22 protein-coding genes are annotated in these 23,102 nt (G+C 75.8%); 8 read left to right on the top strand and 14 right to left on the bottom strand.

The window, feature by feature from the left end:
- The first annotated feature begins 21 nt into the window (after nucleotides 1-21).
- Genes cydB through cydC form a run of 3 tightly spaced genes read left to right on the top strand, consistent with a single transcriptional unit; the run spans nucleotide 22 to nucleotide 4,726 of the window.
- Nucleotides 22-1,134: a cytochrome d ubiquinol oxidase subunit II gene (gene cydB / locus E1O70_RS11380; protein WP_061266798.1), complete on the top strand. Its 1,113-nt coding sequence runs from the start codon at nucleotides 22-24 to the stop codon at nucleotides 1,132-1,134.
- Nucleotides 1,131-2,915, top strand: coding sequence for a thiol reductant ABC exporter subunit CydD (gene cydD / locus E1O70_RS11375; protein WP_061266799.1), 1,785 nt, complete (start codon nucleotides 1,131-1,133; stop codon nucleotides 2,913-2,915). The genes cydB and cydD overlap by 4 nt, the downstream gene beginning before the upstream one ends.
- Complete coding sequence (cydC, locus tag E1O70_RS11370; protein WP_061266800.1) at nucleotides 2,912-4,726, top strand: thiol reductant ABC exporter subunit CydC; 1,815 nt, start codon at nucleotides 2,912-2,914, stop codon at nucleotides 4,724-4,726. Before cydD ends, cydC begins: the two co-directional genes overlap by 4 nt.
- A gap of 10 nt (nucleotides 4,727-4,736) precedes the next feature.
- Here the strand turns inward: cydC and E1O70_RS11365 are convergent, their stop codons facing one another.
- From E1O70_RS11365 to gadC, 3 genes are read right to left on the bottom strand one after another with little or no spacing between them, the layout of a single operon-like run.
- Nucleotides 4,737-6,140, bottom strand: a complete 1,404-nt coding sequence (locus E1O70_RS11365) for a dipeptidase (RefSeq protein ID WP_061266801.1) — start codon at nucleotides 6,138-6,140, stop codon at nucleotides 4,737-4,739.
- Nucleotides 6,137-6,670 carry a hypothetical protein gene (locus tag E1O70_RS11360; protein ID WP_061266802.1) on the bottom strand — a complete coding sequence of 178 codons (534 nt, stop codon included), beginning with the start codon at nucleotides 6,668-6,670 and terminating at the stop codon, nucleotides 6,137-6,139. Before E1O70_RS11360 ends, E1O70_RS11365 begins: the two co-directional genes overlap by 4 nt.
- Nucleotides 6,667-8,154 carry a glutamate/gamma-aminobutyrate antiporter GadC gene (gadC, locus tag E1O70_RS11355; RefSeq protein WP_082774226.1) on the bottom strand — a complete coding sequence of 496 codons (1,488 nt, stop codon included), beginning with the start codon at nucleotides 8,152-8,154 and terminating at the stop codon, nucleotides 6,667-6,669. The genes E1O70_RS11360 and gadC overlap by 4 nt, the downstream gene beginning before the upstream one ends.
- Before the next feature lie 263 nt (nucleotides 8,155-8,417).
- On the opposite strand from gadC, the gene E1O70_RS11350 reads away from it, so the two are divergent.
- Nucleotides 8,418-9,359, top strand: a complete 942-nt coding sequence (locus E1O70_RS11350; RefSeq protein ID WP_061266803.1) for an NAD(P)-dependent oxidoreductase — start codon at nucleotides 8,418-8,420, stop codon at nucleotides 9,357-9,359.
- 73 nt (nucleotides 9,360-9,432) lie between these two features.
- Here the strand turns inward: E1O70_RS11350 and mutM are convergent, their stop codons facing one another.
- The 6 genes from mutM to coaD form a co-directional block, all read right to left on the bottom strand.
- On the bottom strand, nucleotides 9,433-10,377 hold the full coding sequence (gene mutM, locus E1O70_RS11345) for a bifunctional DNA-formamidopyrimidine glycosylase/DNA-(apurinic or apyrimidinic site) lyase (protein ID WP_061266804.1): 945 nt from the start codon (nucleotides 10,375-10,377) through the stop codon (nucleotides 9,433-9,435).
- A complete protein-coding gene (gene rnc, locus E1O70_RS11340; RefSeq protein ID WP_061266805.1) occupies nucleotides 10,370-11,119 on the bottom strand; it encodes a ribonuclease III in 750 nt (249 codons plus the stop codon). Before rnc ends, mutM begins: the two co-directional genes overlap by 8 nt.
- 5 nt (nucleotides 11,120-11,124) lie before the next feature.
- Nucleotides 11,125-11,319 carry a 50S ribosomal protein L32 gene (gene rpmF / locus E1O70_RS11335; protein WP_021482203.1) on the bottom strand — a complete coding sequence of 65 codons (195 nt, stop codon included), beginning with the start codon at nucleotides 11,317-11,319 and terminating at the stop codon, nucleotides 11,125-11,127.
- A gap of 2 nt (nucleotides 11,320-11,321) precedes the next feature.
- Entirely contained in the window at nucleotides 11,322-11,840 is a 519-nt protein-coding gene (locus tag E1O70_RS11330) for a YceD family protein (protein ID WP_174526019.1), read from the bottom strand.
- 280 nt (nucleotides 11,841-12,120) lie between these two features.
- The gene (locus tag E1O70_RS11325; RefSeq protein ID WP_082774221.1) at nucleotides 12,121-12,705 is read right to left on the bottom strand and encodes an ATP synthase subunit B family protein; all 585 of its coding nucleotides are present in this window, start codon (nucleotides 12,703-12,705) and stop codon (nucleotides 12,121-12,123) included.
- 23 nt (nucleotides 12,706-12,728) lie between these two features.
- Entirely contained in the window at nucleotides 12,729-13,229 is a 501-nt protein-coding gene (gene coaD / locus E1O70_RS11320; protein ID WP_031315746.1) for a pantetheine-phosphate adenylyltransferase, read from the bottom strand.
- Nucleotides 13,230-13,316: 87 nt separating this feature from the next.
- Between coaD and E1O70_RS11315 the strand changes: the two genes are divergently transcribed.
- Nucleotides 13,317-14,054 (top strand): GNAT family N-acetyltransferase, encoded by a 738-nt coding sequence (locus E1O70_RS11315; RefSeq protein ID WP_128957475.1) that lies wholly within the window; start codon nucleotides 13,317-13,319, stop codon nucleotides 14,052-14,054.
- Nucleotides 14,055-14,194: 140 nt separating this feature from the next.
- Here E1O70_RS11315 and rsmD read toward each other — a convergent pair whose 3' ends face one another.
- From rsmD to E1O70_RS11300, 3 genes are read right to left on the bottom strand one after another with little or no spacing between them, the layout of a single operon-like run.
- A complete protein-coding gene (gene rsmD / locus E1O70_RS11310; protein ID WP_061266807.1) occupies nucleotides 14,195-14,839 on the bottom strand; it encodes a 16S rRNA (guanine(966)-N(2))-methyltransferase RsmD in 645 nt (214 codons plus the stop codon).
- A gap of 36 nt (nucleotides 14,840-14,875) precedes the next feature.
- Entirely contained in the window at nucleotides 14,876-17,134 is a 2,259-nt protein-coding gene (gene recG / locus E1O70_RS11305; protein ID WP_061266808.1) for an ATP-dependent DNA helicase RecG, read from the bottom strand.
- The gene (locus tag E1O70_RS11300; protein WP_128957474.1) at nucleotides 17,131-18,966 is read right to left on the bottom strand and encodes a DAK2 domain-containing protein; all 1,836 of its coding nucleotides are present in this window, start codon (nucleotides 18,964-18,966) and stop codon (nucleotides 17,131-17,133) included. Before E1O70_RS11300 ends, recG begins: the two co-directional genes overlap by 4 nt.
- A gap of 319 nt (nucleotides 18,967-19,285) precedes the next feature.
- Between E1O70_RS11300 and rpmB the strand changes: the two genes are divergently transcribed.
- Together rpmB and E1O70_RS11290 are read left to right on the top strand one after the other, a co-directional pair.
- The gene (rpmB, locus tag E1O70_RS11295; RefSeq protein ID WP_024840757.1) at nucleotides 19,286-19,477 is read left to right on the top strand and encodes a 50S ribosomal protein L28; all 192 of its coding nucleotides are present in this window, start codon (nucleotides 19,286-19,288) and stop codon (nucleotides 19,475-19,477) included.
- 147 nt (nucleotides 19,478-19,624) lie between these two features.
- A complete protein-coding gene (locus E1O70_RS11290) occupies nucleotides 19,625-20,140 on the top strand; it encodes a GNAT family N-acetyltransferase (protein WP_021483587.1) in 516 nt (171 codons plus the stop codon).
- Nucleotides 20,141-20,149: 9 nt separating this feature from the next.
- Here the strand turns inward: E1O70_RS11290 and E1O70_RS11285 are convergent, their stop codons facing one another.
- Nucleotides 20,150-21,142: a thiamine-phosphate kinase gene (locus tag E1O70_RS11285; RefSeq protein WP_061266810.1), complete on the bottom strand. Its 993-nt coding sequence runs from the start codon at nucleotides 21,140-21,142 to the stop codon at nucleotides 20,150-20,152.
- A gap of 64 nt (nucleotides 21,143-21,206) precedes the next feature.
- Here E1O70_RS11285 and E1O70_RS11280 point away from each other — a divergent pair, with 64 nt between their 5' ends.
- On the top strand, nucleotides 21,207-21,758 hold the full coding sequence (locus tag E1O70_RS11280) for a DUF3515 family protein (protein ID WP_232322537.1): 552 nt from the start codon (nucleotides 21,207-21,209) through the stop codon (nucleotides 21,756-21,758).
- A gap of 45 nt (nucleotides 21,759-21,803) precedes the next feature.
- On the opposite strand, the gene E1O70_RS11275 is transcribed toward E1O70_RS11280, so the two are convergent.
- On the bottom strand, nucleotides 21,804-22,973 hold the full coding sequence (locus E1O70_RS11275) for a D-alanine--D-alanine ligase family protein (RefSeq protein ID WP_061266811.1): 1,170 nt from the start codon (nucleotides 22,971-22,973) through the stop codon (nucleotides 21,804-21,806).
- Nucleotides 22,974-23,102 lie beyond the last annotated feature (129 nt).

The following is a 23,102-nucleotide window of genomic DNA, read 5'->3' as shown; positions in this document are numbered from 1 at the left end:
CCAGAAAACTCAGGAGACACCGTGGATCTCGCCGTCGTCTGGTTCGTGCTCATCGCGGTCCTGTGGACCGGCTACCTCGTGCTCGAGGGCTTCGACTTCGGGGTCGGCATGCTGCTGTCGATCCTCCCGCGCGGTGACAAGGAGCACCGTGAGAAGGAGCGCCGCGTCCTCATCAACACCATCGGCCCCGTCTGGGACGGGAACGAGGTGTGGCTGCTCACCGCGGGCGGCGCGACGTTCGCCGCATTCCCCGAGTGGTACGCGACCCTCTTCTCCGGCTTCTACCTGCCGCTCCTGCTCATCCTCGTCGCGCTCATCGTGCGCGGCGTCGCGTTCGAGTACCGCGGCAAGATCCGCGACGAAGGCTGGGCGCGCCGCTGCGACGTCGCGATCCAGGTCGGGTCGTGGGTCCCCGCCGTGCTGTGGGGCGTCGCGTTCGCCAACCTCGTGCGCGGCGTGCAGCTCGACGCCGACCACCAGTTCGTCGGCGGCTTCTTCTCGCTCCTGTCGCCGTTCGCGCTCCTCGGCGGTCTCGTCACGCTGAGCCTGTTCCTGCTGCACGGCTCGGTCTTCGTCGCGCTCAAGACCGACGGCGAGATCCGCGCCCGCGCCCGTCAGCACGCCTCGGTCTTCGGCGTGGCCGCGCTCGTGCTCGCCGGCGGCTGGGCCGTCTGGGCCCAGGTCGCGTACTCGGTGCCCTGGACGTGGGCCGCCGTCGTGCTCGCCGCGGCCGGGCTCGTGACGACGCTCCTCGCGAACCGCAAGGGCTCCGAGGGACGCGCGTTCACGGCGTCGGCCCTCACGATCGTCGCCGCCGTCGTGCTGATCTTCGGCTCGATGTACCCCGACGTGATGCCCGCCGTCGACCCGGCGAACTCGCTGACGGTGCACAACGCGTCGTCGACCGACTACACGCTCACCGTGATGACGTGGGTCGCCGTGATCCTCACGCCGCTCGTCATCGCCTACCAGTCGTGGACGTACTGGGTGTTCCGCCGCCGCCTGTCGACGAAGGACATCCCCGCGCCCGCCGGCCTGTCGCTCAAGAAGGTCCGCGAGGCGGCGTTCGGCGGGGCGTCCTCGGGCGGCTCGACCGGCCGCGGCCTGACCGACGGCGGGGGCACCGGCTCGTGAAGCCGCTCGACCCGCGGCTCCTGCGCCACGCGCGGGCCGCGCGAGGGTACGTCGTCCTGACGGCGGTGCTCGGGTTCGCCACGGCGGCCCTGGTCGTCGCCCAGGCCCTCGTCCTCGCGTCGGTCCTCGCACCGGCCGTCCAGGGGACGGCCGACCTGGCCGACCTGGGGCCGCGGGTCGGGCTGCTCGCCGCCGTCGTCGCCGCGCGCGCCGGCACCTCGTGGGCGCAGGAGCGCTTCGCGCTGCGTGCCGCGACGCGCACCGTCGCCGAGCTGCGCGAGCAGGTCGTCACGCATGCCGTGGCGCTCGGCCCGCGGTGGCTGGCCTCGGGGCGCGGCCCCGAGGTCGCGACGCTCGCGACGCGCGGGCTCGACCAGCTCGAGCCCTACATGGTGCGGTACCTGCCCCAGCTCCTGCTCGCCGCCACCGTCACGCCCGCGACGCTCGCCGTCGTGCTGGGCCTGGACTGGGTCTCGGCCGTGATCATCGCCGTGACCATCCCCCTCGTCCCGATCTTCATGACGCTCGTCGGGCGCCTCACCGCGGGGACGTCGGAGCGGCGCCTCGTCGTCATGCAGCGGCTCGGCGCGCAGGTGCTCGACCTGCTCGCCGGCCTGCCGACGCTCCTCGCGTTCGGTCGCGCGCGCGGCCCCGAGCGGCGCGTGCGCGCGCTCGGCGAGGCCAACCGCCGCGCCACGATGGGCACGCTGCGCGTCGCGTTCCTCTCCGGCATGGTGCTCGAGCTCCTCACGACGCTGTCCGTCGCGGTCGTGGCCGTGGGCGTCGGCCTGCGCCTCGTGCACGGCGGCATGGAGCTCGAGCCGGCGCTCGCCGTGCTCGTGCTCGCGCCCGAGGTCTACCTCCCGCTGCGCCAGGTCGGCCTGCACTTCCACGCCTCGACCGACGGCATCGCCGCGGCCGAGCAGGCGTTCGCCGTCCTCGACGAGGACGCGCCCGCGCCGGGCACCGCGCCCGCGCCCGCGCTCGCCGGGACGACGCTCGCCCTGCGCGGCGTGAGCGTGCGGGCCGGGGACCGCGACGTGCTCGCGCCCGCCGACCTCGACCTTGAGCTCCGGCTCGGGACCTCGAGCGGCCGCGTCGTGGCCCTCACCGGGCCGAGCGGCGCGGGCAAGACGACGACGGCGATGGTCCTGCTCGGCCTCGTGCGGCCCGACCGCGGCACCGCGACCCTCACCGCGCCCGACGGCGCCCGGCTCGACCTGGCCGACGTCGACCCCCAGACGTACTGGCCCCAGGTCGCGTGGCTCCCCCAGCGCCCCGTGCTCGCGCCGGGGCGGCTGCGCGACGTCGTCGCCGGCGGCCTGGACGTCACCGACGCCGACCTCGACCGCGCGGCGCGCACCGCCGGCCTCGACACGGTGCTCGCCACGCTGCCCGCGGGCTGGGACACCGAGGTCGGGCGCGGCGGTGTCGGGCTGAGCGTCGGCCAGCGGCAGCGCGTCGCGCTCGCCGCGGCGCTGCTCGGCGACCCGGCGCGCGTCCCGCTCGTCGTGCTCGACGAGCCGACCGCCCACCTGGACGCGCGCGGCGAGCAGGTCGTGCTCGACGCCGTGCGCGCGTTCCGCGACCAGGGGCGCACCGTCGTCGTGGTCGCGCACCGTGCCTCGCTCGTGCGCGCGGCGGACGACGTCGTCGAGGTCCGCTCCGCACGGCTCGAGCCGTCCCCGGCGAGCCCGGGCGTCGACCCGGCCGACCCCTGGGACACCGCCGTGGCGGTCGGCGCCGCCACCTCCACGACCCCCGAGGGGAGCGTCCCGTGACCGGACCTCGTGCCCGCCTCGCCGCCGACCCGCTGTGGCGGGCGGTCGGGCTGCTCGACGTGCGCTGGCGCCGCGTCGTGTGGGCGGTCGTGCTCGGCACGCTCTCGCTCGGGAGCGCCGTCGGCCTCGCGGCCGCCGCGGCGTGGCTCATCGCGCGCGCCTCGCAGATGCCGCCGGTCCTCACGCTGTCCGTCGCGGTCGTCGGCGTGCGCGCGTTCGGGATCTCGCGCGGCGTCTTCCGGTACCTGGAGCGGCTCGCGTCGCACGACGTCGCGCTGCGCGGCATGGCGTCCCTGCGCGCCAAGCTCTACACCGCGCTGGCGCAGGGCTCGCCCGCCGCGCTCGTGGGGCTGCGGCGGGGCGACCTGCTCGCGCGCGTCGGCGCGGACGTCGACGCGGTCGGTGACGTGGTCGTGCGCGCGTTCGTACCCGCCGGGGTCGCGCTCGCCGTGTCGGTGGGGTCCGTCGTGCTCGTGGGCGCCTTCCTGCCCGCGGCCGGGGTAGCGCTCGCGCTGTGCCTCCTGCTCGCCGCCGTCGTCGCACCGTGGCTCTCCGCCCGGTCGGCGCGCGAGGTCGAGGCGCGCGGCGCCACGACGCGCGCGGCGATGACCGCCACGACGCTAGAGATCCTCGAGGAGTCCGGGCCGCTCGCCGTGTCCGGGCGCCTCGGCACGCGCCTGGACGACCTGCGCGCGACCGACCGGGCGCTGGCCCGCGTGACCGACGACGGCGCCCGCCCCGCCGGGGTCGCGGCCGGGATCGCCGCGCTCGCCGTCGGCCTCGCGGTGCTCGCGTCGCTCCTGCTCGGCATCCCGGCCGTCACCGCCGGCACGCTCGCGCCCGTCGAGCTGTCCGTCATCGTCCTCACGCCCCTCGCGGTGTTCGAGGCGGCGAACACGCTGCCCGCAGCCGCCGTCCAGCTCCACCGCTCGCGGCAGGCCGCCGCGCGCGTCGTCGGGCTCCTCGACGGGCCGACGCCCGCGGCCGGCCGCGCGCCGACCCCCGCCCCCGGCGAGTCGGGCCGCGCCCCCGACCCGCGCACGTCCCTCGTGCTCGACGACGTCGCGGCCGGCTGGCCGGGCACCGGACGCACCGTCGTCGAGGGCGTCGACCTGGCGCTCACGCCGGGCCGTGCGGTCGCCGTCGTCGGGCCGTCGGGCGTCGGCAAGACGACGCTGCTCGCGACCGCCGCCGGGCTCGTCCCGGGGGTCGCGGGGCGCGTGCTCCTCGACGGCGTCCCGACGGCCGACCTCGCGCGCGAGGACGTGGCGCACCACGTCGTGCTCGTCGCGGAGGACGGGCACGTGTTCGACACGACCGTGCTGGAGAACCTGCGCGTCGCGCGCGGCGACGTCACGACCGAGGAGGCCGAGGCCGCCCTGCGGGCCGTCGGCCTCGACCCGTGGCTCGCCGCGCTGCCCGACGGTCTGGAGACGCTGCTCGGCCCCGACGCCACCACGGTCTCGGGCGGCGAGCGCCGCCGTCTGCTCGTGGCGCGCGCGCTCCTGTCCCCCGCGCCGCTGCTGCTGCTCGACGAGCCCGCGGAGCACCTCGACGCCGCGAGTGCCGACGCGCTCGTGCGGCACCTCGTCGCGACGACGCGCGCCGCGCAGGACCGGCGCGGCGTCGTCCTCGCGACGCACCGGCTGAGCGCGCTGGAGGCGGTCGACGAGGTGCTGCTGCTCGGGGTCCCCGACGGCGCGCCGGACGGCGCCCCCGCGCGCGTCGTCGCGCGCGGGACGCACGCCGAGCTGCTCGGGCTCCCCGCCTACCGCTGGGCGCTCGACCAGGAGGCCCCCGCGGTGCGGTGAGCCCGCGACGTCAGCCCTCGCCGAGGCGCGTGAGGAACAGCGCCTCGCCGACCGCGAGGTTCTCGATCTCGCTGGGCGCGACCGACTCGTTCGGCGCGTGGATGAGGCACGCGGGCTCCTCGACGCCGAGGAGCACGATCTCCGCGTCCGGGTACTGGCCGGCGAGCACGTTGCACAGCGGGATCGAGCCGCCCTGGCCCGCGGTGACCGTCTCGCGCCCGTACGCGTCCGCGAGCGCCCCCGTGAGCGTGTCGAACACGTGCCCGCTCGTGCGCGCCGCGAACGGCTGCCCGACGGCGTCGCGCTCGACCCGAACGCGCACCCCCCAGGGCGCGTGGGCCTCGAGGTGCGCGACGAGCTTGTCCTGCAGGTCCTGGGCGTCGGCGCCGGGCGGTACGCGCAGGTTGAGCCGCGCCGAAGCGCGCGGCTGGATCGCGGCCGCGGAGCCGACGACGCTCGGCGCGTCGATCCCGAGGATCGTCACGACGGGCCGCGCCCACAGCCGGTCGGCGACGCTGCCGGTCCCGACGAGCCCGACGCCGTCGAGCACGCCCGCGTCGCGGCGGAACTGGTCCTCGTCGTACGCGACGCCGTCCCACGTGCCGTGCGCGACGGCGGGCGGCACGCCGTCGATGGTCGTGTCGCCGTGCTCGTCGCGCAGGCTCGCGAGGATCGCGACGAGAGCCGCGAGCGCGTCGGGCGCGGCGCCGCCGAACATGCCGGAGTGGATCTCGCCCTCGAGCGCCTCGACGTGCACGACGACGTTCGCCGCGCCGCGCAGGGTGACGGTCAGCGTCGGGAGGCCGAGCTCGGCGTTGCCGGTGTCCTGGACGAGCATCGCGTCGGCCGCGAGCGCCCCGGGGTTCGCCTCGACCCACCGGTCGAGGCCGCCCGTGCCCTGCTCCTCGGAGCCCTCGACGACGAGCCGGACCCCGACGGGGAGGTCGTCGCCGCCGAGCGCGCGCAGGGCCCGCAGCGCGGTGAGGTGCGTGACGACGTTCCCCTTGCAGTCCGCGGCGCCGCGCCCGTAGAGGCGACCGTCGCGCTCGGTGAGCTCGAAGGGCGGGCTGGTCCACGCCGCGTCGTCGAGGTGCGGCTGGACGTCGTAGTGCGCGTAGAGCAGGACGGTCGGCGCGCCGTCGGGCCCGGGACGGTGGCCCAGGACGACCTGCGACCCGTCGGGCGTGACCTCCAGGCGCGTGTCGATCCCCTCCGCGCGGAACGCGTCGGCCACCCAGCGGGCGGCGCGCTCGCACTCGGCGCGGGGGTAGAGGCGCTCGTCGGCGACGGACGGGATGGCGACGAGCGTGCGCAGGTCGTCGAGCGCGCGCGGCAGGAGGCCCTGCACGGCGGCCCGCACCTCCTCGACGTGCCCGGTGGCGTCGGGTCGTGCTCCGGTGCTCGGCTGGCTCACGCGTCCTCCTCGGTCGTGGTTCCGGTGGTGGCGTCGGTGCCCTCGCCGCCCTGCTCGGTGGTGCGGCCGGGGTCGAGGTCGAGCGAGTCCACGTACGCGTCGAACGCGGCGAGCTGGTCGGGGCAGTAGACCTCGATGACGAGCCGGTCGCCGGCGAGCCGGCGCTCGTCGAGCACGGAGGGCCGCAGGCCGGGGCCGGCGGCCCCGTTCGCCGCGCCGAGGTTGGCGGTCGCCTCGACGAGGGCGGCCGGGTCGGCGCAGAAGCCGCCGCCGTCGTCGCCGAGGACGTCGGCGATCGTCTCCTCGCTGAAGGCGGTGATCCCGATCGCGGCGAACTGCTCGTGCAGCTCGGCCGCCTTCTGCTCGGCCTCGCGCGCGTCGCGGTTCGACCGCACGTTGTCGAACATGATCAGCATGACGGCGCCGAGGGCGACGAGGAGCAGCGCGGCGGCGGTGTACGTGACCCACCGTTTCGACGAGACCGGCTCGGGCTCGTGCTCGGGGACGTGGGAGGGGCGGGTCGTGGTCATGCCGCGTCCCCCTCCCCCGCCTCGTCCGCCGCCGCGAGCGCCGCGGCCTCGGGGTCCTTCCAGGACGGCTTGCGCAGCAGGTAGAAGAGCGCCGGGACGAGGATGCCGATGATCCCGAGGCCGCCACCGACGATCAGCACGTAGACGCCCACGTTCCCGCTGGAGAACTGCGCGGGCGGCACGAACCCGATGATCATCGCGGCCACCGAGGCGCAGAACCCGACGACGCACAGGAGCGTCAGCGCGGGCGCGCGGTAGCCGCGCGGGTGGTCGGGTGCCCGACGGCGCAGCCGCACCGCCGCGACGAACAGCAGCAGGTACATGACGAGATACACCTGCGTCGTGATGACGGACAGGATCCAGTAGGCGCTCGAGACGTCGGGGATGAAGGCGTACAGGAGCGCGATGCCGGTCGTGATGACACCCTGCGTGACGAGGATGTTCTGCTGCACGCCGTGCTTGTTGAGCCGCTGCAGGAACGGCGGCAGGTAGCCCTCCTCGCGCGCGACCGTGAGCAGGCCCTTCGACGGCCCGGCGAGCCAGGTGAGCATGCCGCCGAGCGACGCCGCGATGAGCATGAGGCCGAGGATCGGCGTCAGCCAGCTCACGCCGAAGTTGGCGAAGAACGCGTCGAACGCCTGCATCACCCCGGCGGTCAGGCTGAGCTGGTCGGCGGGGATCACCCAGCTGATCGCGACGGCCGGGAGGATGAAGATCACGAGGACGAGCCCGATCGCCAGGAACATCGACCGCGGGAACTCCGTCGCCGGCCTGCGCAGGCTCGTCACGTGCACCGCGTTCATCTCCATGCCCGCGTACGACAGGAAGTTGTTGACGATGAGCACCAGCGACGCGAGCCCGGTCCAGGCCGGCAGCAGGTGCTGCGCGTCCATCGGCGCGGCCGACGGGTTGCCCTGGGCCAGGAAGACGACGCCGAGCACGACGAGGATCGCGGCCGGGACGAGCGTCCCGATGACGAGGCCCCAGCTCGACAGCCCCGCGACCGTCTTGGTGCCCTGGGAGGAGAGCCACACGCCCGTCCAGAAGAGCACGACGATGACGATCGCCACGTAGAGCCCGTTGCTCGCGAGGCTCGGGTTGATGACGTAGGCGAACGTGCTCGCGACGTACCCGAGCAGGCTCGGGTAGTAGAAGATCGTCATCGCGAACTGGCACCAGATCGCGAGGAACCCGAGCGGCTTCGACACGCCGTCCGCGACCCAGCGGTACACGCCGCCCGACCACCCCGACGCCAGCTCGGCCGACACGAGCGACGTCGGGAGCAGGAACACGAGCGCCGGGACCACGTAGAGGAACACGGCCGCGAGGCCGTAGACCGCCATGGTCGGCGCGGCGCGCAGGCTCGCGACCGACGACGTGATCATGAACGCGAGCGTGAGCCACGTGATGTAGTTCTTCGGTGTCCGTGCCGTGATCGCCGCGCGCACCTCAGCGTGCGTCGGCGCGCCCGTGGACGAGCCCATCCCCCACCCCCGAAGCCGCGACCCCGCCGGGGCCGACCGGGACGGCGCGCGGACGGCGCGTCGTCGGAACACCGCGAACATATCGCCGCGACGCAGGTCGCGCCTGGGGAGTCGTCCGGGGCACGGCCGGGTCGCGGACCGGGCGCCGCACCAGCGCCGAACCGTCTCGGGGCGGCGCGGGCGCGGTGATACGTTCGCGAGGCGGCCCGTCCCGCGCAGCGCGAGGGCCGTGACGACGACACGGACGACCTCAAGGAGCAGCGGTGAAGATCCTCGTGCCCGGCACCATCGCCCTCGACGTGCACGCGGGCCCGGACGACGAGGTCGTCGTGTACGACGCCGCGGCCCCGTTCCGCCCCGAGGACGCCGACGCCGAGGTGCTCGTGGTGTGGGGCGGCTCCGCGGAGAACCTCGCCGACGCCGCGGCGCGGCTCCCGCGCCTGCGCTGGGTCCAGACGCTCGCCGCAGGCCCCGACGCCGTGCTCGCCGCCGGGTTCGGGCCGGACGTGACGATCACCTCCGGCCGGTCCCTGCACGACGGCCCCGTCGCGGAGCACGCGCTCGCGCTGGTCCTCGCCGCCGTGCGCCGACTCGACGTGCTCGGGGCGGCGCAGCGCGAGCACCGGTGGGACACCGCGGTGAACCAGGCGCAGGCGGACCCGGCGACGGCCGCGCGCTACACGCTCGACGGCGCACGCGTGACCGTGTGGGGCTTCGGCTCGATCGCCGCCCGGCTCGCGCCGCTGCTCGCGGCGCTCGGCGCCGACGTGACGGGCGTCGCGAGCCGCCGCGGCGAGCGGCACGGCTTCCCCGTCGTGACCGACGACGACCTCCCCGACGTGCTCGCCTCGACCGACGTGCTCGTCTCGCTCCTGCCCGCCCTCGACACGACGCGGCACGCATTCGACGCCGCGCGGATCGACCAGCTCCCCGACCACGCGGTCTTCGTCAACGTCGGCCGCGGCGCCACGGTCGACGAGGACGCGCTCGTCGCCGCGCTGCACGACGGGCGCCTCGGCGGCGCCGCGCTCGACGTCACCGGGTCCGAGCCCCTGCCCACGGAGTCGCCCCTGTGGGACGCGCCGCGCCTGGTCCTCACGCCGCACGTCGCGGGCAACCGGCCCCAGCGCGCGTCCGAGCTCGTCAACGCCAACCTCGACGCGCTCCGCGCGGGCCGCGAGCTCCGCAACGTCGTCCCCCGCTGAGTGCATGGCATCGTCGCGTCGGGTGGGCCCGGACGCGACTTTTTCCTGCACTCAGCGGGGACGCTTCCGGGGTCTACCAGCGGCCGTTGCGGGGGCGCGGCTGGCACCGCGGGCACGTGTACGACGACCGGTTCATGAACTCGTCGCGCCGGACGGGCGTGCCGCACCGGGGGCACGGCTCGCCCTCCTGCCCGTACACGGCGAGCGACCGCGAGAAGTAGCCGGACTGCCCGTTCACGTTGACGTACAGCGCGTCGAAGCTCGTGCCGCCCTGCGCGAGGGCCTCGGTCATGACCTCGGCCGCCGCGTCGAGCAGGCGGTGCGCCTCGGGACGGCGCAGCGTGTCCGTCGCGCGGGCGTAGTGCAGCCGGGCGCGCCACAGCGCCTCGTCCGCGTAGATGTTGCCGACCCCGGACACGACGGTCTGGTCGAGCAGCGCGCGCTTGACGCCCGTCCGACGACGCCGGATCGCGTCCACGACATCGGCGCGCCGCAGCGACGGGTCGAGCAGGTCCCGGCCGATGTGCGCGACCGGCGCCGGGACCGCGGCGAGGTCGGAGCCGAGGCCGCCGGGGGCTCCGTCGGGCGTCGGGACGAGGTCCTGGACGGACAGGTGCCCGAACGTGCGCTGGTCGACGAAGTCGAGCGCCTGCGCACCGTAGGCGGTGCGGTCGTCGTGCTCGAGCACCACGCGCACCCGCAGGTGCGGCGAGCGGTCGGCGAGCGCGACGCCGGAGCGGACGAGGAGCTGGCCCGACATCCCGAGGTGGGCCAGCAGGGCGGCGGCGGGGCCGTCGACGGACCCGGCGGCGGGCTCGAGCGGGAGCCAGAGGAACTTGCCGCGGCGCACCGCGGCGCCGAGCCGCTGGCCGAGCAGCTCGTCGCGGAAGCCCGCCGGCCCGCCCTCGTGGCGCCGCACGCTGTAGTCGCGCAGCACCTCCACGTCGACGACGCGGGCGCCCACGACGTGGCGGGCGAGACCGTCACGGACGGTCTCGACCTCGGGCAGCTCAGGCACCGGCGTCCTCGGCGGCGACCGGCGAGGCCGCGGACGCCGCCTCGCGCTCGGCCTGCTCCGCCGCGAGCGCGCGGTACGCGCGCTCCGCGGCCTCCTGCTCGGCGTACTTCTTCGCCGTCCCGCTGCCCGTGCCGTAGAGGCGGCCGTCGAGGTGCACGTACGACGTGAAGACCCGCGCGTGGTCCGGGCCGACGGCGTCGCTCGAGTACGACGGCGCGCTCAGCCCGGCCGTGGCCGCGGCCTCCTGGAGCGACGTCTTCCAGTCGAGCCCGGCGCCCAGACCGGCCGCCGCCGACAGCGTCGGCTCGACGAGCCCGAGCACGAGCCCGCGGGCGGGCTCCAGGCCGTGGCTCAGGTAGACCGCGCCGATGATCGCCTCGACCGTGTCGGAGAGGATCGAGTCCTTGTCGTTGCCGCGCGTGCGGATCTCGCCCTTGCCGAGCAGCACGTACTGCCCCAGGCCGAGCCGGCGCGCGATCGCGGCGAGCGACTTCTGCGAGACGGTCGCGGCCCGCATCTTGGCGAGCTCGCCCTCGGACAGGTCGGGGTGGCGGCGGTAGAGGGTCTCCGTGACGACGAGGCCCAGGACGGTGTCACCGAGGAACTCGAGACGCTCGTTCGTGGGGATGCCGCCGTTCTCGTGCGCGAACGACCGGTGCGTGAGCGCAAGCACGAGAAGCTCGGGGTCCAGATGGACCCCGAGCTTCTCGAGAAGACCGGATGCCGGTGCAGCCGGTGCCACGCGCCTCAGCCTGCGTGCTCGGTGCGCAGCGCCTCGGCGTACTGGCGGCCCTTGTAGGTACCGCACGTCGGGCACGCCGCGTGCGACAGCTTGTCGCCCTTGCACTGCGGGCAGGTGGTGAGGTTCGCGGCGGTCGTCTTCCACTGCGAACGACGCGCACGGGTGTTGCTGCGCGACATCTTGCGCTTCGGAACAGCCACGGCTAGCTCTCTTTCGTCTCGTCGGACACGTTCGAGGTGTCGAACATGCTCTCCAGCGCCGACCAGCGAGGGTCGACAAGTTCGTGGGTGTGGCCCGGGTCGTCCGCCAGGCGCGCACCGCACTCGGAGCACAGCCCCGGGCAGTCCGCTCGGCACACCGGACTGAATGGTAGTGCAGTGACGACCGAATCCCGTAGCGCGGGCTCGATGTCCGCGAGGTCGCCGTCCAGCTCGTAGACGTCCTCGGCGTCCTCCAGGTCGTTGCCCGACTCCTCGGCGGCCTTCGCGCGCTCCGGGTAGGCGAACAGCTCGCCGAGCTCGACCGAGACGTCCTCGTGCACCGTGTCGAGGCAGCGCACGCACTCCCCGACCGCGCGCCCCGTCACCGTCCCGGAGACGAGCACGCCCTCCATGACGGCCTCGAGACGCAGGTCGAGCTCGAGCTCGCTGCCCTCGGGGATGCCGATGACGGCGGTCCCGAGGTCGGCCGGCGCGGGGACGGTCCGGCGGACCGTCAGCATGCTCCCGGGTCGCCGACCGAGCTCGTGCGTGTCGAGCACGAGCGGCGACGTCTTCTCGGCGGTGATGGTGCGCTCCAGGATCGGAGCCCGCAGGCGTGGGCGCCCGCGGACGGTGGTCAACGATGGTCGGGGGCCGGCGACCACTCGACGGCGGCTGCCAGGCACGGGTCGACGCGTAACGCGACGAGCCAAACATCGATCTTACGTCACCGGACGCCGTGGTCGCCACCTTCGCGGCGCCGACCACGACGGTGGTCGGGCCCGGCGACCGGCACGCCCGTCAGCGGGCCGCGCGCTCCCCGCCGCGCTCGCGCATCGTCGCCGGGAACGGCGACTCGTCGGCGTCGCCGAAGCGGTCGCCGAGCCGGTCCGCGAGCTTCGCCCGGCCGGCCTGGACCTGCGCGAGGAGCTTGCCGAGGTCCACCTCGAAGTCCGCGAGCCGCCGGTCGCAGTAGTCGTCGGCGTCGCGCTGCAGCACGGCCGCCGCCTCCTGCGCCTCGTCGACGATGTCGCGGGCGCGCGCCTCCGCCTGGACCACCACCTGCTCCGTCTGCACGAGCTCGATCGCCCGGGCGCGCGCCGTCGTGAGGATCTCCTCCGCCTGCCGGTGCGCGTCCTCGAGCACGGCGTCCGCCTGCGCGAGCACCTCGTCCGCGTGCGAGAGCTGCTCCGGCAGCGCGCCCCGCAGCTCGTCCAGGAGCGCGAGGGCGTCGCCCTTGTGCACCAGCACCGACGCGGACATCGGCATCGTGCGCGCCGACTCGACGAGGTGCGTGAGGTCGTCGAGGATCGCGTTCAACCCGACCTGCGCCTCCTCGCCCGCGCGGTCGTCGTGCGTCGGCCGTCGGTCCTGCTGCTCGCTCACGTACCCGGTCCTTCCCGTCGTGCTCACCTGCTGGTCCCCTGCGTCCGTGCCAGCGCCGCCCGGACGGCGTCGCCCACCCCCGGCGGGACGAGGTCGTCCACCGGTCCCCCGTACCGCGCGATGTCCTTCACGAGCGACGACGCGACGTGCAGGAGCGCGGCGTCGCCCGCGACGAACACCGTCTCGACCCCCGCGAGGTGCCGGTTCATGAGCGCCATCGGCAGCTCCGCGTCGAAGTCGGCGCCGCCGCGCAGGCCCTTGACCACCGCCGTCGCACCGACGTCGCGGCAGAAGTCGACGAGCAGCCCCGGCACGACCTCGACCCGGACGCCGTCCAGCCCCGCGTCCCGCACCGCGGACCGCGCGAGGTCCACGCGCTCGTCGACGCTCAGGAGCGCCGACTTCGACGCGTTCCGCGCGACGCCGACGACGACCTCGTCGAAGAGGGCGCGCGCACGGCGGACGATGTCGAGGTGGCCCAGGGTGATCGGGTCGAACGACCCGGGACAGACGGCTGTGGTCACCTCGTCACGGTAGTACACGGGGGCCGCTGGACCCGGGCGGCGCGGCCGGGCGCGCGCCGACCGTCGTCGGGCGCGACGATGGTCGACGTGACCACCCCCGCCGTCGTCCCGCTCACCGACCCCGCACTGCTGCGCTCGCTGCACCGCGACGTCCTCGTGCCGTCGTTCCCGCCGGCCGAGCTCGTCGACGAGCAGGAGCTGCTCGACGCCCACGCGAGCGGGCGGCTGCGCAGCCTCGGCGTCGTCGAGGAGGGCCGCGTCGTCGCCGGCGTGGTCGGCGAGTGGTTCGCCGACGCGCGCGTCCTCCTCGTGCTCTACCTCGCGATCGCCCGCGGACGCCGCGGCGGCGGCGTGGGCCGTCGTCTCGTCACCACGGCGCTCGACGACTGGCGCGCGCTCGACCCGCTCGTCGTCGTGGGCGAGGTCGAGCACCCCGCGCACCACACGGGCAGCGAGGCCCACGGCGACCCGGTCGCGCGGCTCCGGTTCTACGCGCGCCTCGGGGCGCGCGTCCTGGCGCTCCCCTACTTCCAGCCCGGCGACGGCCCGGGTGGCGAGCGCGTGCCCGCGCTCCTCCTCGTGTCGTTCCCCCTCGGCCCGCACGCCGCCGAGGACGACGTCCCGGCCGCGCCGCTGCGCGCGTTCCTCGCGGAGAACCTCCGCGAGAGCGAGGGCACGGTCGCCGACGACGCCGCGACCCGCCGCCTGCTCGACGCCGCGGGCGGGGACAGCGTCCGCCTCGTCGACCCGGACGACCCCGCCGCCCTCGCGACCGTGCCCGTCGGCACCCTCTCCCCGGCCGAGACCCGAGCCCCGACTGCCTGACCCCCCGGTCCCGCGGACGCCCCCACCGACCAGGCAGTCCCGGCAGGCCGAGCAGGCGGTCTGGGTGCGTCAACCGACCCGGACGAGCCAGAACCACCTTGTCGACGGGGACGTGGGGCCGGATACGGGTGGGCGGCGGGCTATGCGTCGTCGGGGAGCTGCGGGCCGACGAAGAACACCGCGGTCTCGCCGTAGTCCTTGTGCGCGACGAGCTCCCAGCCGGCGGGCCACGTCGGCTCGGGCGTGCGCGTCGAGCGCTCGACGACGACGACGGCGGCCGGGTCCAGCACGCCGGGCACGGCGAGGTGCGCGAGGACGCGCTCGAGCGCCTCGGCCGTCACGTCGTAGGGCGGGTCCACGAGCACGAGGTGGAAGGGGCCGTGGCCCGCACGCCCCCGGGACGACGCACCGGCCGCTCCGGCCGCGTCCCCGGCCGCCGACCGCTGCGCCGCGGCCGCCGCCACGCCCGCGACGAACGCCTCGGCCGGCTGCGCGACGACGTGCACGTTCGACAGGCCGAGGGCGGCGACGTTGCGTCGTGCGACGTCGGCCGCGACCCGCGCGGAGTCGACGAGCGTGACGTCGGCCGCGCCGCGGCTCGCCGCCTCGAGGCCGAGCGCGCCGGAGCCCGCGTAGAGGTCGAGGACGCGCGCGTCGTCGACCACGCCGAGGTGCTCGAGCCGGGAGAAGATCGCCTCCCGCACGCGCTCGCTCGTCGGTCGCGTGCCGCGGGGCGGGACCTGCAGCGTGCGCCCACCGACTGTTCCCGCCACGATCCTCGTCACGCGCCCACCCTACGCAGACGCCGCGGCGCCCCGCCGTCACGCACGCTCGAGGAACTCCTCGCGCTCGGGGTCGAGCTGCTCGCGGATCGCGGCAGCGAGCGCCGGGTGGTCCGCGAGGTCCGGGTCCTGCGCGACGACCTCTGCCGCGTCCGCCCGCGCGGTCTCGATGACGTCCGCGTCCTTGACGACGCGCAGGAGCCGCAGGGAGCTCGCACGCCCCGACTGGGCGGCACCCAGGACGTCGCCCTCGCTGCGCAGCTCGAGGTCGACGGTGGCGAGCTCGAACCCGTCCGTCGTGCGCGCGAGCGTCTCGACGCGCGTCGCGGCGGGCGTGCCCGGCTGCGCGGTCGACACGAGCAGGCACAGCCCGGCGGCCGACCCGCGGCCGACGCGTCCGCGGAGCTGGTGGAGCTGGGAGATGCCGAACCGGTCCGCGTCGAGCACGACCATCGCCGTGGCCTCCGGGACGTCGACGCCGACCTCGACGACCGTCGTGGAGACGAGCACCTGGACGGCTCCCGACGCGAAGTCGGCCATCACGGCGTCCTTCTCGGCAGGCGGCATCTGGCCGTGCAGCACGCCGACCGTCAGCCCGGCGAGCCGCGGGTGGGCGCGCAGCTCCTCCGCGACCTCCAGCACGGCGCGCAGCGGCGGCCGCTCGACGGCGTCGGGCGCCTCGGGGTCGAGCAGGAAGTCCGGGACGTCGTCGAAGTCGTCGTCCCCCGTCCCGCCCGCGTCGGCGTCCGGCTCGTCCGGGTGGATGCGGGCGCACACCACGTACGCGCGGTGGCCGGCGTCGACCTCCTCGCGCACGCGTGCCCACGTCCGCTCCATCCAGGTGGGGTTCCCGGCGGGCACGACGTGCGTCGTGATGCCCGACCGCCCGGCGGGGATCTCCGTGAGCGACGACGTCTCGAGGTCGCCGAACACGGTCATCGCGACAGTGCGCGGGATCGGCGTCGCCGTCATGACCAGCAGGTGCGGGGAGGTGCGCGCCTTCGCTCGCAGCGCGTCGCGCTGCTCGACGCCGAACCGGTGCTGCTCGTCGACGACCACGAGCCCGAGGTCGGCGAACTGCACGTTCTCGGAGAGCAGCGCGTGCGTGCCCACGACGATCCCCGCCGCGCCGCTCGCGGCGTCGAGCAGGGCCTCCTTGCGCGCGGCGGCACCGAGCGACCCGGTGAGGAGCGCGACGCGCGTCCCGTGCTCGCCGCCCCCGAGGAACCCGCCCTCGGCGAGCGGCCCGAGGAGCGCCCGCAGGGTCCGCGCGTGCTGCGCGGCGAGCACCTCGGTGGGCGCGAGGAGCGCCGCCTGGCCGCCGGCGTCGATCACCTGGAGCATCGCGCGCAGCGCGACGACGGTCTTGCCAGAGCCGACCTCGCCCTGGAGGAGCCGCTGCATGGGGCGCGCGAGCGCGAGGTCGGCGGCGATCTCCCGGCCCACCTCGCGCTGTCCCTGCGTGAGCGTGAACGGCAGCGCCGCGTCGAAGTCCGCGAGGATGCCCGGCTCGCCCTCCGGCCGGGGCGGGCGGGCGGTCGCGGGCTCGGCGGCGGCCCGCGCGCGCCGCTGCGCGAGCGCGGCCTGGAGGACGAACGCCTCCTCGTACCGCAGCCGGTCGCGACCGCGCCGCCACTGCTTCTCGTCGTACGGCTCGTGGACGTCGCGCAGCGCCTCGAGCCGGGTACCGAGCCCGCGCCTCTCGCGGACGGCGTCGGGCAGCGGGTCGGGGACGTCCTCCTCGCGCAGCGGGTCGAGGACGGTCCGCACGGCGGGCTGGATCTTCCAGCTCGGGATGCTCCCGCTCGCGGGGTAGATGGGGATGGGCCTGCTCGCCTCGAGGACGGCGCTCTCGGCGTCCTCGGCGTCGTCGTCCATGCCGATGATCTTGTAGTCGGGGTGCGTGAGCTGGCGCGTGCCCCGGTAGAGGCCGACGACGCCCGTGAACAGGCCGTGCCGCCCCGGCGCGAGCCGCTGCTCGTGGTAGCGCAGCACGTTGGGGCTCTTGGCGAAGAACGTGAGGGAGAGCTGCTGCGGGCCGTCCGTCACGATCGCCTCGAGGATGGCGCCCGCGCGGTTGCGCATGCGCCGGACGGTCGCGCTGCGGACCTGGGCGACGATCGTCACGTGCTCGCCGAGGGCGAGCCCACCGAGGTCCGTGAGCCGGCCGGGATCACCGTAGCGGCGCGGGTAGTGGCGCAGCAGGTCGCCCACCGTCTCGAGGCCGAGCTTCGCGAGCGGCCCCGCGCTGCGCGTCCCGACGGCGCGGGTCAGCGGCTCGGCCAGCCGGTCCGTCATGCGCCCACCACCTCGTCCGTGCCGTGGTGGACGACGGCGCCCTCCACGGCGAGCGCGACGGTGCCGCCGTCCCGGCCCGAGCGCAGGAGCACGAGCTCGGCCCCGGACCGGGCGGCCGCGGGGGCGAGCGCGTCGAGCGCCGGGAGGGGGACGTCGTCGTCCGCGAGGACCGTGACGACCTCGGCGGGACGCTCGAGCAGGCTCTCCAGCAGCCCGACGAGCCGGCGCGCGACCTCGGGGCCGTCCGTCCCGGCCGCCGACGCCCGGGAGGTGCGCACCGTGGCGAGCGCGGACCGCACGGCGTCCACGCGTCCGGGGCCGTCGACCAGCTGGGCGGCGGCGAGCGCGACCGTCACGTGCAGGTCCGTCGGGGCCGGGAGCACCTCGAGCGACTCGACGCCGTCCTCGCGCAGGGCTGCGCGGAGCGTCGCGACGTCCTGCTCGGAGAGGTCGCCGCCGGGCAGCACCACGACGTGCGCCGCGCGCGCGTCGACGGCGACGCGGTGCAGCGCCGCGAGGTCGGGCGCACCGGGCTCGTCGCGCAGGAGCACGACGGCGCCCGCGCGCGCGAGGTCCGCGACGAGCCCTGGTGCACTGGTCACCGCGACGAGCCCCGGCTCGTCGGACGGGGCACGGTCCGCCGTGGTGCCGCCCGCTTGCGCTCGGTGACCGTGCCCGTGCGCGCCCGGCAGGTGGCGCACGCGGACCTGCCGCAGCGCGACGAGCGCTCCTGCTCCCTCCCGCGAGGCGCGGCCCTGGGCGTCGGCGAGCACCGCCCGCCCGGCGACGACCGCGGCCATCGGGTCGTCGGTGTGGACGTGCGCCTGCCAGAGCCCCGACCCGTCCTCGCCCGCGCCGCCGACGACCACGACGGAGTCCCCGATCCGGGACAGGTCGGACCGCAGCCGCTCCCCCGGTCCCGTCGACGCGCCCGCGGCGTCGCGGAGGGCACCGCCCGGCAGGTCGACCACGTACATCACCTCGAACTCGCCCCCCTCGTGCGCGGCCTCGGTCCCCGACGCCGCCCCCGGGGACGACCCGGTGACCGGCGTCATGCCGGACATCATGCCCAGCACCTCCGACACGACCGGCGCGGGGGTCCCCGGTACCGCGCCGGGCTCGTCGAGGCGCGCGTCGACGAGCCCGCGGCCCGGCTCGTCGATCTGCGTGCGGCCCGATCCGCCGGTCCGCTCGTCGAGCGCCGCGACGAGCGCGCCGAGCACGAGCACGAGGCCGAGGGCCCCGGCGTCGAGCACCTGTGCCCGTGCTAGCGCGTCGAGCTCGTCGGTGCTGCGCAGCGCCGCCGCGCGGGCGCCGTCCCGCGCCGCCGCGGCGACGGCACCGGGCGAGGGGTCGCCGTCCGTGACCACGTCCGCGGCCGCGCGGGCCGCCGCGTCCGCCGCGGTGAGGATCGTGCCCGGCGCCGGGCGTGCGACGGCGCCCCGGGCCTTGCGCGCGGCGCGGTCCAGGCCGACGGCGAGCGCCGCCCCCGAGACCGTCCGGTGCTCGGCGAGCTCGAGCGCGAGCCCGCGCAGGTACTCGCTGAGGATGACGCCGGAGTTGCCGCGCGCGCCGACGAGCGCCCCGCGCGCGAGACGCACGAGGACGTCGCCCGCCCCGCCCGCTGAGCCCGCGGTGTCCGCCGTGCCCGCGGGCAGCGCCCGCACGGCGTCGAGCAGCGTGAGGTACATGTTCGTGCCGGTGTCCGCGTCGGCCACGGGGAAGACGTTCACGCGGTCGAGCGACGCGCGCGCCTGGGCGAGGGCGTGGACACCACCACGACCCCACGCGACGACGACGGCGGCGTCGACCACGTCGGCTCCTGGGCTCACGTCGGGACGGCTCCTCGTACGCTGGGGGACGGCCCGGCCGCGCGCGGCGGGTCGGACGACCCGGCGGTCGTCGGGACCACGGTAGTCAACCCGGCCCCCGGTCGTGGGGCGAGCCGCCCCGGGTCCGACGTGATCCGTGCGACGCGGACCCGGTTTGAGCTGAGGGCCTCGGATCGGCTACCCTGACGAGGTTGCCCGGGTGCTTCGCGCGCCCTCGACGTCGTCGAGGAGCCGCCGAGGAACACCGGGCCGGACACCCTACAGACCATTCAGGACGTCGCCGCTGCGTGCGCGACGTGCACGACGATCAGGAGAAACCGTGGCTGCCAACTGCGACGTCTGCGGCAAGGGCCCGGGCTTCGGGCACAGCATCTCGCACTCCCACATCCGCACGAAGCGCCGCTGGAACCCGAACATCCAGCGCGTGCGCGCCGTGGTCGCGGGGACGCCCAAGCGCCTCAACGTGTGCACCTCGTGCCTCAAGGCCGGCAAGGTCACCCGCCCCGCCTGAGTCGCGCGACTCCTCCACGAGAGCGCCCGCCGGTCCCCGGCGGGCGCTCTCGTCGTCTGCGGCCCCGGACGCCCGAGCTCCGAAGACCTCCTGAGGATCCGGACAAACGGGCTTGGTGTATCCCCGCCCGGGTGGCAGTCTTTGTTCATGGTGACGGAACTGAGCGAGGTAACGATCCGCCCGGCCGGCCCCGCGGACGCGCGCGCCATCGCGGCCGTGCACATCGCGTCGTGGCGCGGCGCGTACGCCGGCATCGTGCCGGACGAGTACCTCGCCTCCCTCGACCACGACCAGCGTGAGAAGCACTGGGTCCAGAGCCTCGGCACCGCCGGGGCGCGCACGTGGCTCGCCGACGCCGACGGCCGCACCATCGGCTTCGCCACCCTCGGCCCGGGTCGCGACGAGGATGCCGAGCCCGGGGACCTCGAGATCTACGCCATCTACCTCGACCCCGAGTCCTGGGGCCGCGGTGTCGCGCGCGACCTCATGCGCACCATGCTCGGCGAGGTGGGCCCCGGCACCACCGTCACGCTCTGGGTCCTCGAGGACGCCGAGCGTGCGCGCCGGTTCTACCGTCGGCACGGGTTCAGCCCGGACGGGGTCGAGCGCCGCGACGACATCGGCGGCAAGGACCTCACCGCCGTCCGCTACCGCCGGAGCTGACCCCCGCGCTCAGGCGCGGAAGTGGTCCCACCCCGACGACCGGCGCGGCACCGCGCCGTCCAGGCGCACGCCCGCGCCGTCGTCGCCCGCGGGACGCACCGTGCCGAGCCGCCGGAACCCGGCCGGGAGCGGTGCCGCCGCGGGGAACGTGGCGAGCAGACCGTGGTCCTCTCCCCCGGACAGGACCCACCCGTCGACGAGCTCCGCCCCGTCGCCCTCGCCCGCGAGCGCGGCGCCCGCGTCCCGCAGCCGGGCACGGTCGGCGTCGAGCGCGCCCGGGTCCAGGTCCACGACGACGCCGCTGGCCCGCGCGACCCGCCCCGCGTCCCGCAGCAGGCCGTCCGAGACGTCCATCATCGCCGTGGCCCCGGCGTCGGCCGCGACCGGGCCCGCGGCGAGCGGCGGGTCGGGACGCAGGTAGGCGGCGACGAGCGCGTCGTCGACGTCCGCGCGACCGGCGTCGAGCAGCGCGAGACCCGCGGCGGACCGCCCGAGCGTCCCCGCGAGCGCGACGACGTCACCCGCCCGGGCCCCGCCCCGCAGCACCGGCTCGCGACCCTCCAGGTCCCCGTGGACAGTCACGGCGACCACGACCTGGTCCCCTCCGGACAGGTCGCCGCCCACGACCGCGGCACCGAGCGGGGTGCACGCGTCGGCCAGCCCGCGCGCGAACCCGGTGACCCAGTCGACCGGCAGGTCGCCCGGCATGACGAGCGAGACGACGAGCGCCGCGGGGCGCGCGCCCATGGATACGACGTCGGCGAGGTTCTGCACGGCGGCGCGGCGGCCGACGTCGTAGCCCGTCGACCAGCGCCGGCGGAAGTGCCGGTCCTCGACGAGGACGTCGGTGGACACGACGTAGCGGCCGTCGGGCGCGGCGACGACCGCGCAGTCGTCCCCCGGCCCGACGAGCGTCGAGGGGGCCGTGGGCAGCAGGGGGAAGATCCGGGCGAGGAGCGCCTCCTCGGGCACGTCGCGGACCAGCAGGGGCGTCTCGCTCACGCGGCCACCCTAGTCGCCGCCCGGGCGGTCACGGGCACCCGTCGCGGGCCGCTACGGTGGTCGCGTGCTCGACGTCGTCCCTCCCCGCTCCCCCTCCGCCCGCCCCGGGTCGTCCCGGCCGTCCCGGCGCCGGCTCGTCCGCGCCCTGGCCGTCCCCGCGCTCCTGGGCGTCGTGGCCGCGACCGCCGCCTGCGCGCCGCGCATCGGCGTCCCCGTGGCGGACGACGCCCAGAACCCGCTGTGCGCGGACGTCGTGCTCGCGCTGCCCGACTCGCTGGGCGAGGACCTACCGAAGGTCGGCACGACGAGCCAGGCCACGGCCGCCTGGGGCGAGCCGGGCGCCGCGGTGACGCTGCGGTGCGGCGTCGAGGTGCCCGGGCCCACGACGACGGCGTGCCAGAGCGTCGTGTCCGAGGGGGGCAGCGTCGACTGGCTCGTCGTCGAGGACGAGGGCACGTGGACGTTCACCACCTACGGGCGCGACCCCGCGGTGCAGGTCGTCGTCCCGCCCGCCGTGACGGAGGGGCACTCGACGTCGTTCATCGCGGACCTGGGCCGCGCCGTCATGGAGGTCCCGCAGACGCGCGCGTGCGTCGGGGTGGGCGACGTCGGCTGAGCCGCTGCCCGTCCCGGGCCTGCCTCCGGCCCGCCGCCCGCGCGGTCAGCGCAGGCCGGTGGGCCGCTCGAGCGCGAGCGCGACGAGCTCGTCGATGAGGTCGGGGTAGCTGAGCCCCGACTTCTCCCACATGCGCGGGTACATCGAGAACGGCGTGAAGCCCGGCATGGTGTTGATCTCGTTGACGACGACCCGCTCGTCGGGCGTGACGAACACGTCGACGCGCGAGAGGCCCTCCGCGCCGACCGCCTCGAACGTGCGCACGGCGATCTCGCGCACGCGCTCGACGAGGTGCTCCGGGAGGTCCGCCGGGCACGACAGCTCGACCCCGGCCTCGTCGAGGTACTTGGCCTCGAAGTCGTAGAAGTCGTGCTGCTCGCCCGTGACGACGATCTCCCCCGGCAGGGACGCGCGCGGCCGCGCTCCCCCGCGCCCGCCGAGGACGGCGCACTCGATCTCGCGACCGACGACGCCCGCCTCGACGACGACCTTCGGGTCGTGCTCCTGCGCTGCCGCGATCGCCGCGGGCAGGTCGGCGAGGTCGTCGACCTTGGAGATGCCGAGGCTCGACCCGGCGCGCGCGGGCTTGACGAAGACGGGCAGGCCGAGCGCGGCCACCGCCTGCGTCACCGTCTCCGGGTCGCGCTCGAACGCTCCCGGCTTGACGACGGTGTACGGCGCGATCGGCAGGCCCTCGCCCGCGAGCACGAGCTTCATGAAGTGCTTGTCCATGCCGACCGCCGAGGCGAGGACGCCCGCGCCCACGTAGCGCACGTCGGAGAGCTCGAGCATGCCCTGGAGGGTGCCGTCCTCGCCGTAGGGGCCGTGCAGGAGCGGGAAGACGACGTCCACCTCGCCGAGCACGCGCGGCACCTCGCCGGGTGTGAGCACGCGCAGGTCCCGGCGCCCGGTCGACAGCGGGAGGATGACCTCCTCGCCCGTCGGCTCGACCTGCGGCAGCCGGCCTGCCGTGATCTCCCAGCGCGACGGCTCGTCGGCCGCGAGGACCCACTCGCCCGACGGCGTGATCCCGACGGGGACGACGTCGTAGCGCGACCGGTCGATGGCGCGCAGGACGCCCGCGGCGGTCGCGGCGGAGATGGCGTGCTCGCCCGAGCGCCCGCCGAACAGCACGAGGACGCGGGGCTTGCGGGGGGCGCCGGTGGGGTGCTCGTCGGTGGACGGCACGGACCGGTCGGGGCTCTGGCTGGACATCGCCGACGACCCTACCGGACGCCTGCTCGCGCGCGGACGCGCGCCGGTGCGAGATCTCGGCGAGATCCCGGGAACGATCCGGGAGTCTCCGGCGTTGGGAGTGCCGTGGAAGACACGACTCTCGAGGCC

Source organism: Cellulosimicrobium funkei (genome assembly GCF_004519295.1).
GTDB lineage: Bacteria > Actinomycetota > Actinomycetes > Actinomycetales > Cellulomonadaceae > Cellulosimicrobium > Cellulosimicrobium funkei.
Note: the sequence above shows the minus strand (reverse complement) of the source record. Positions and strands in the feature narration are given on the sequence as shown.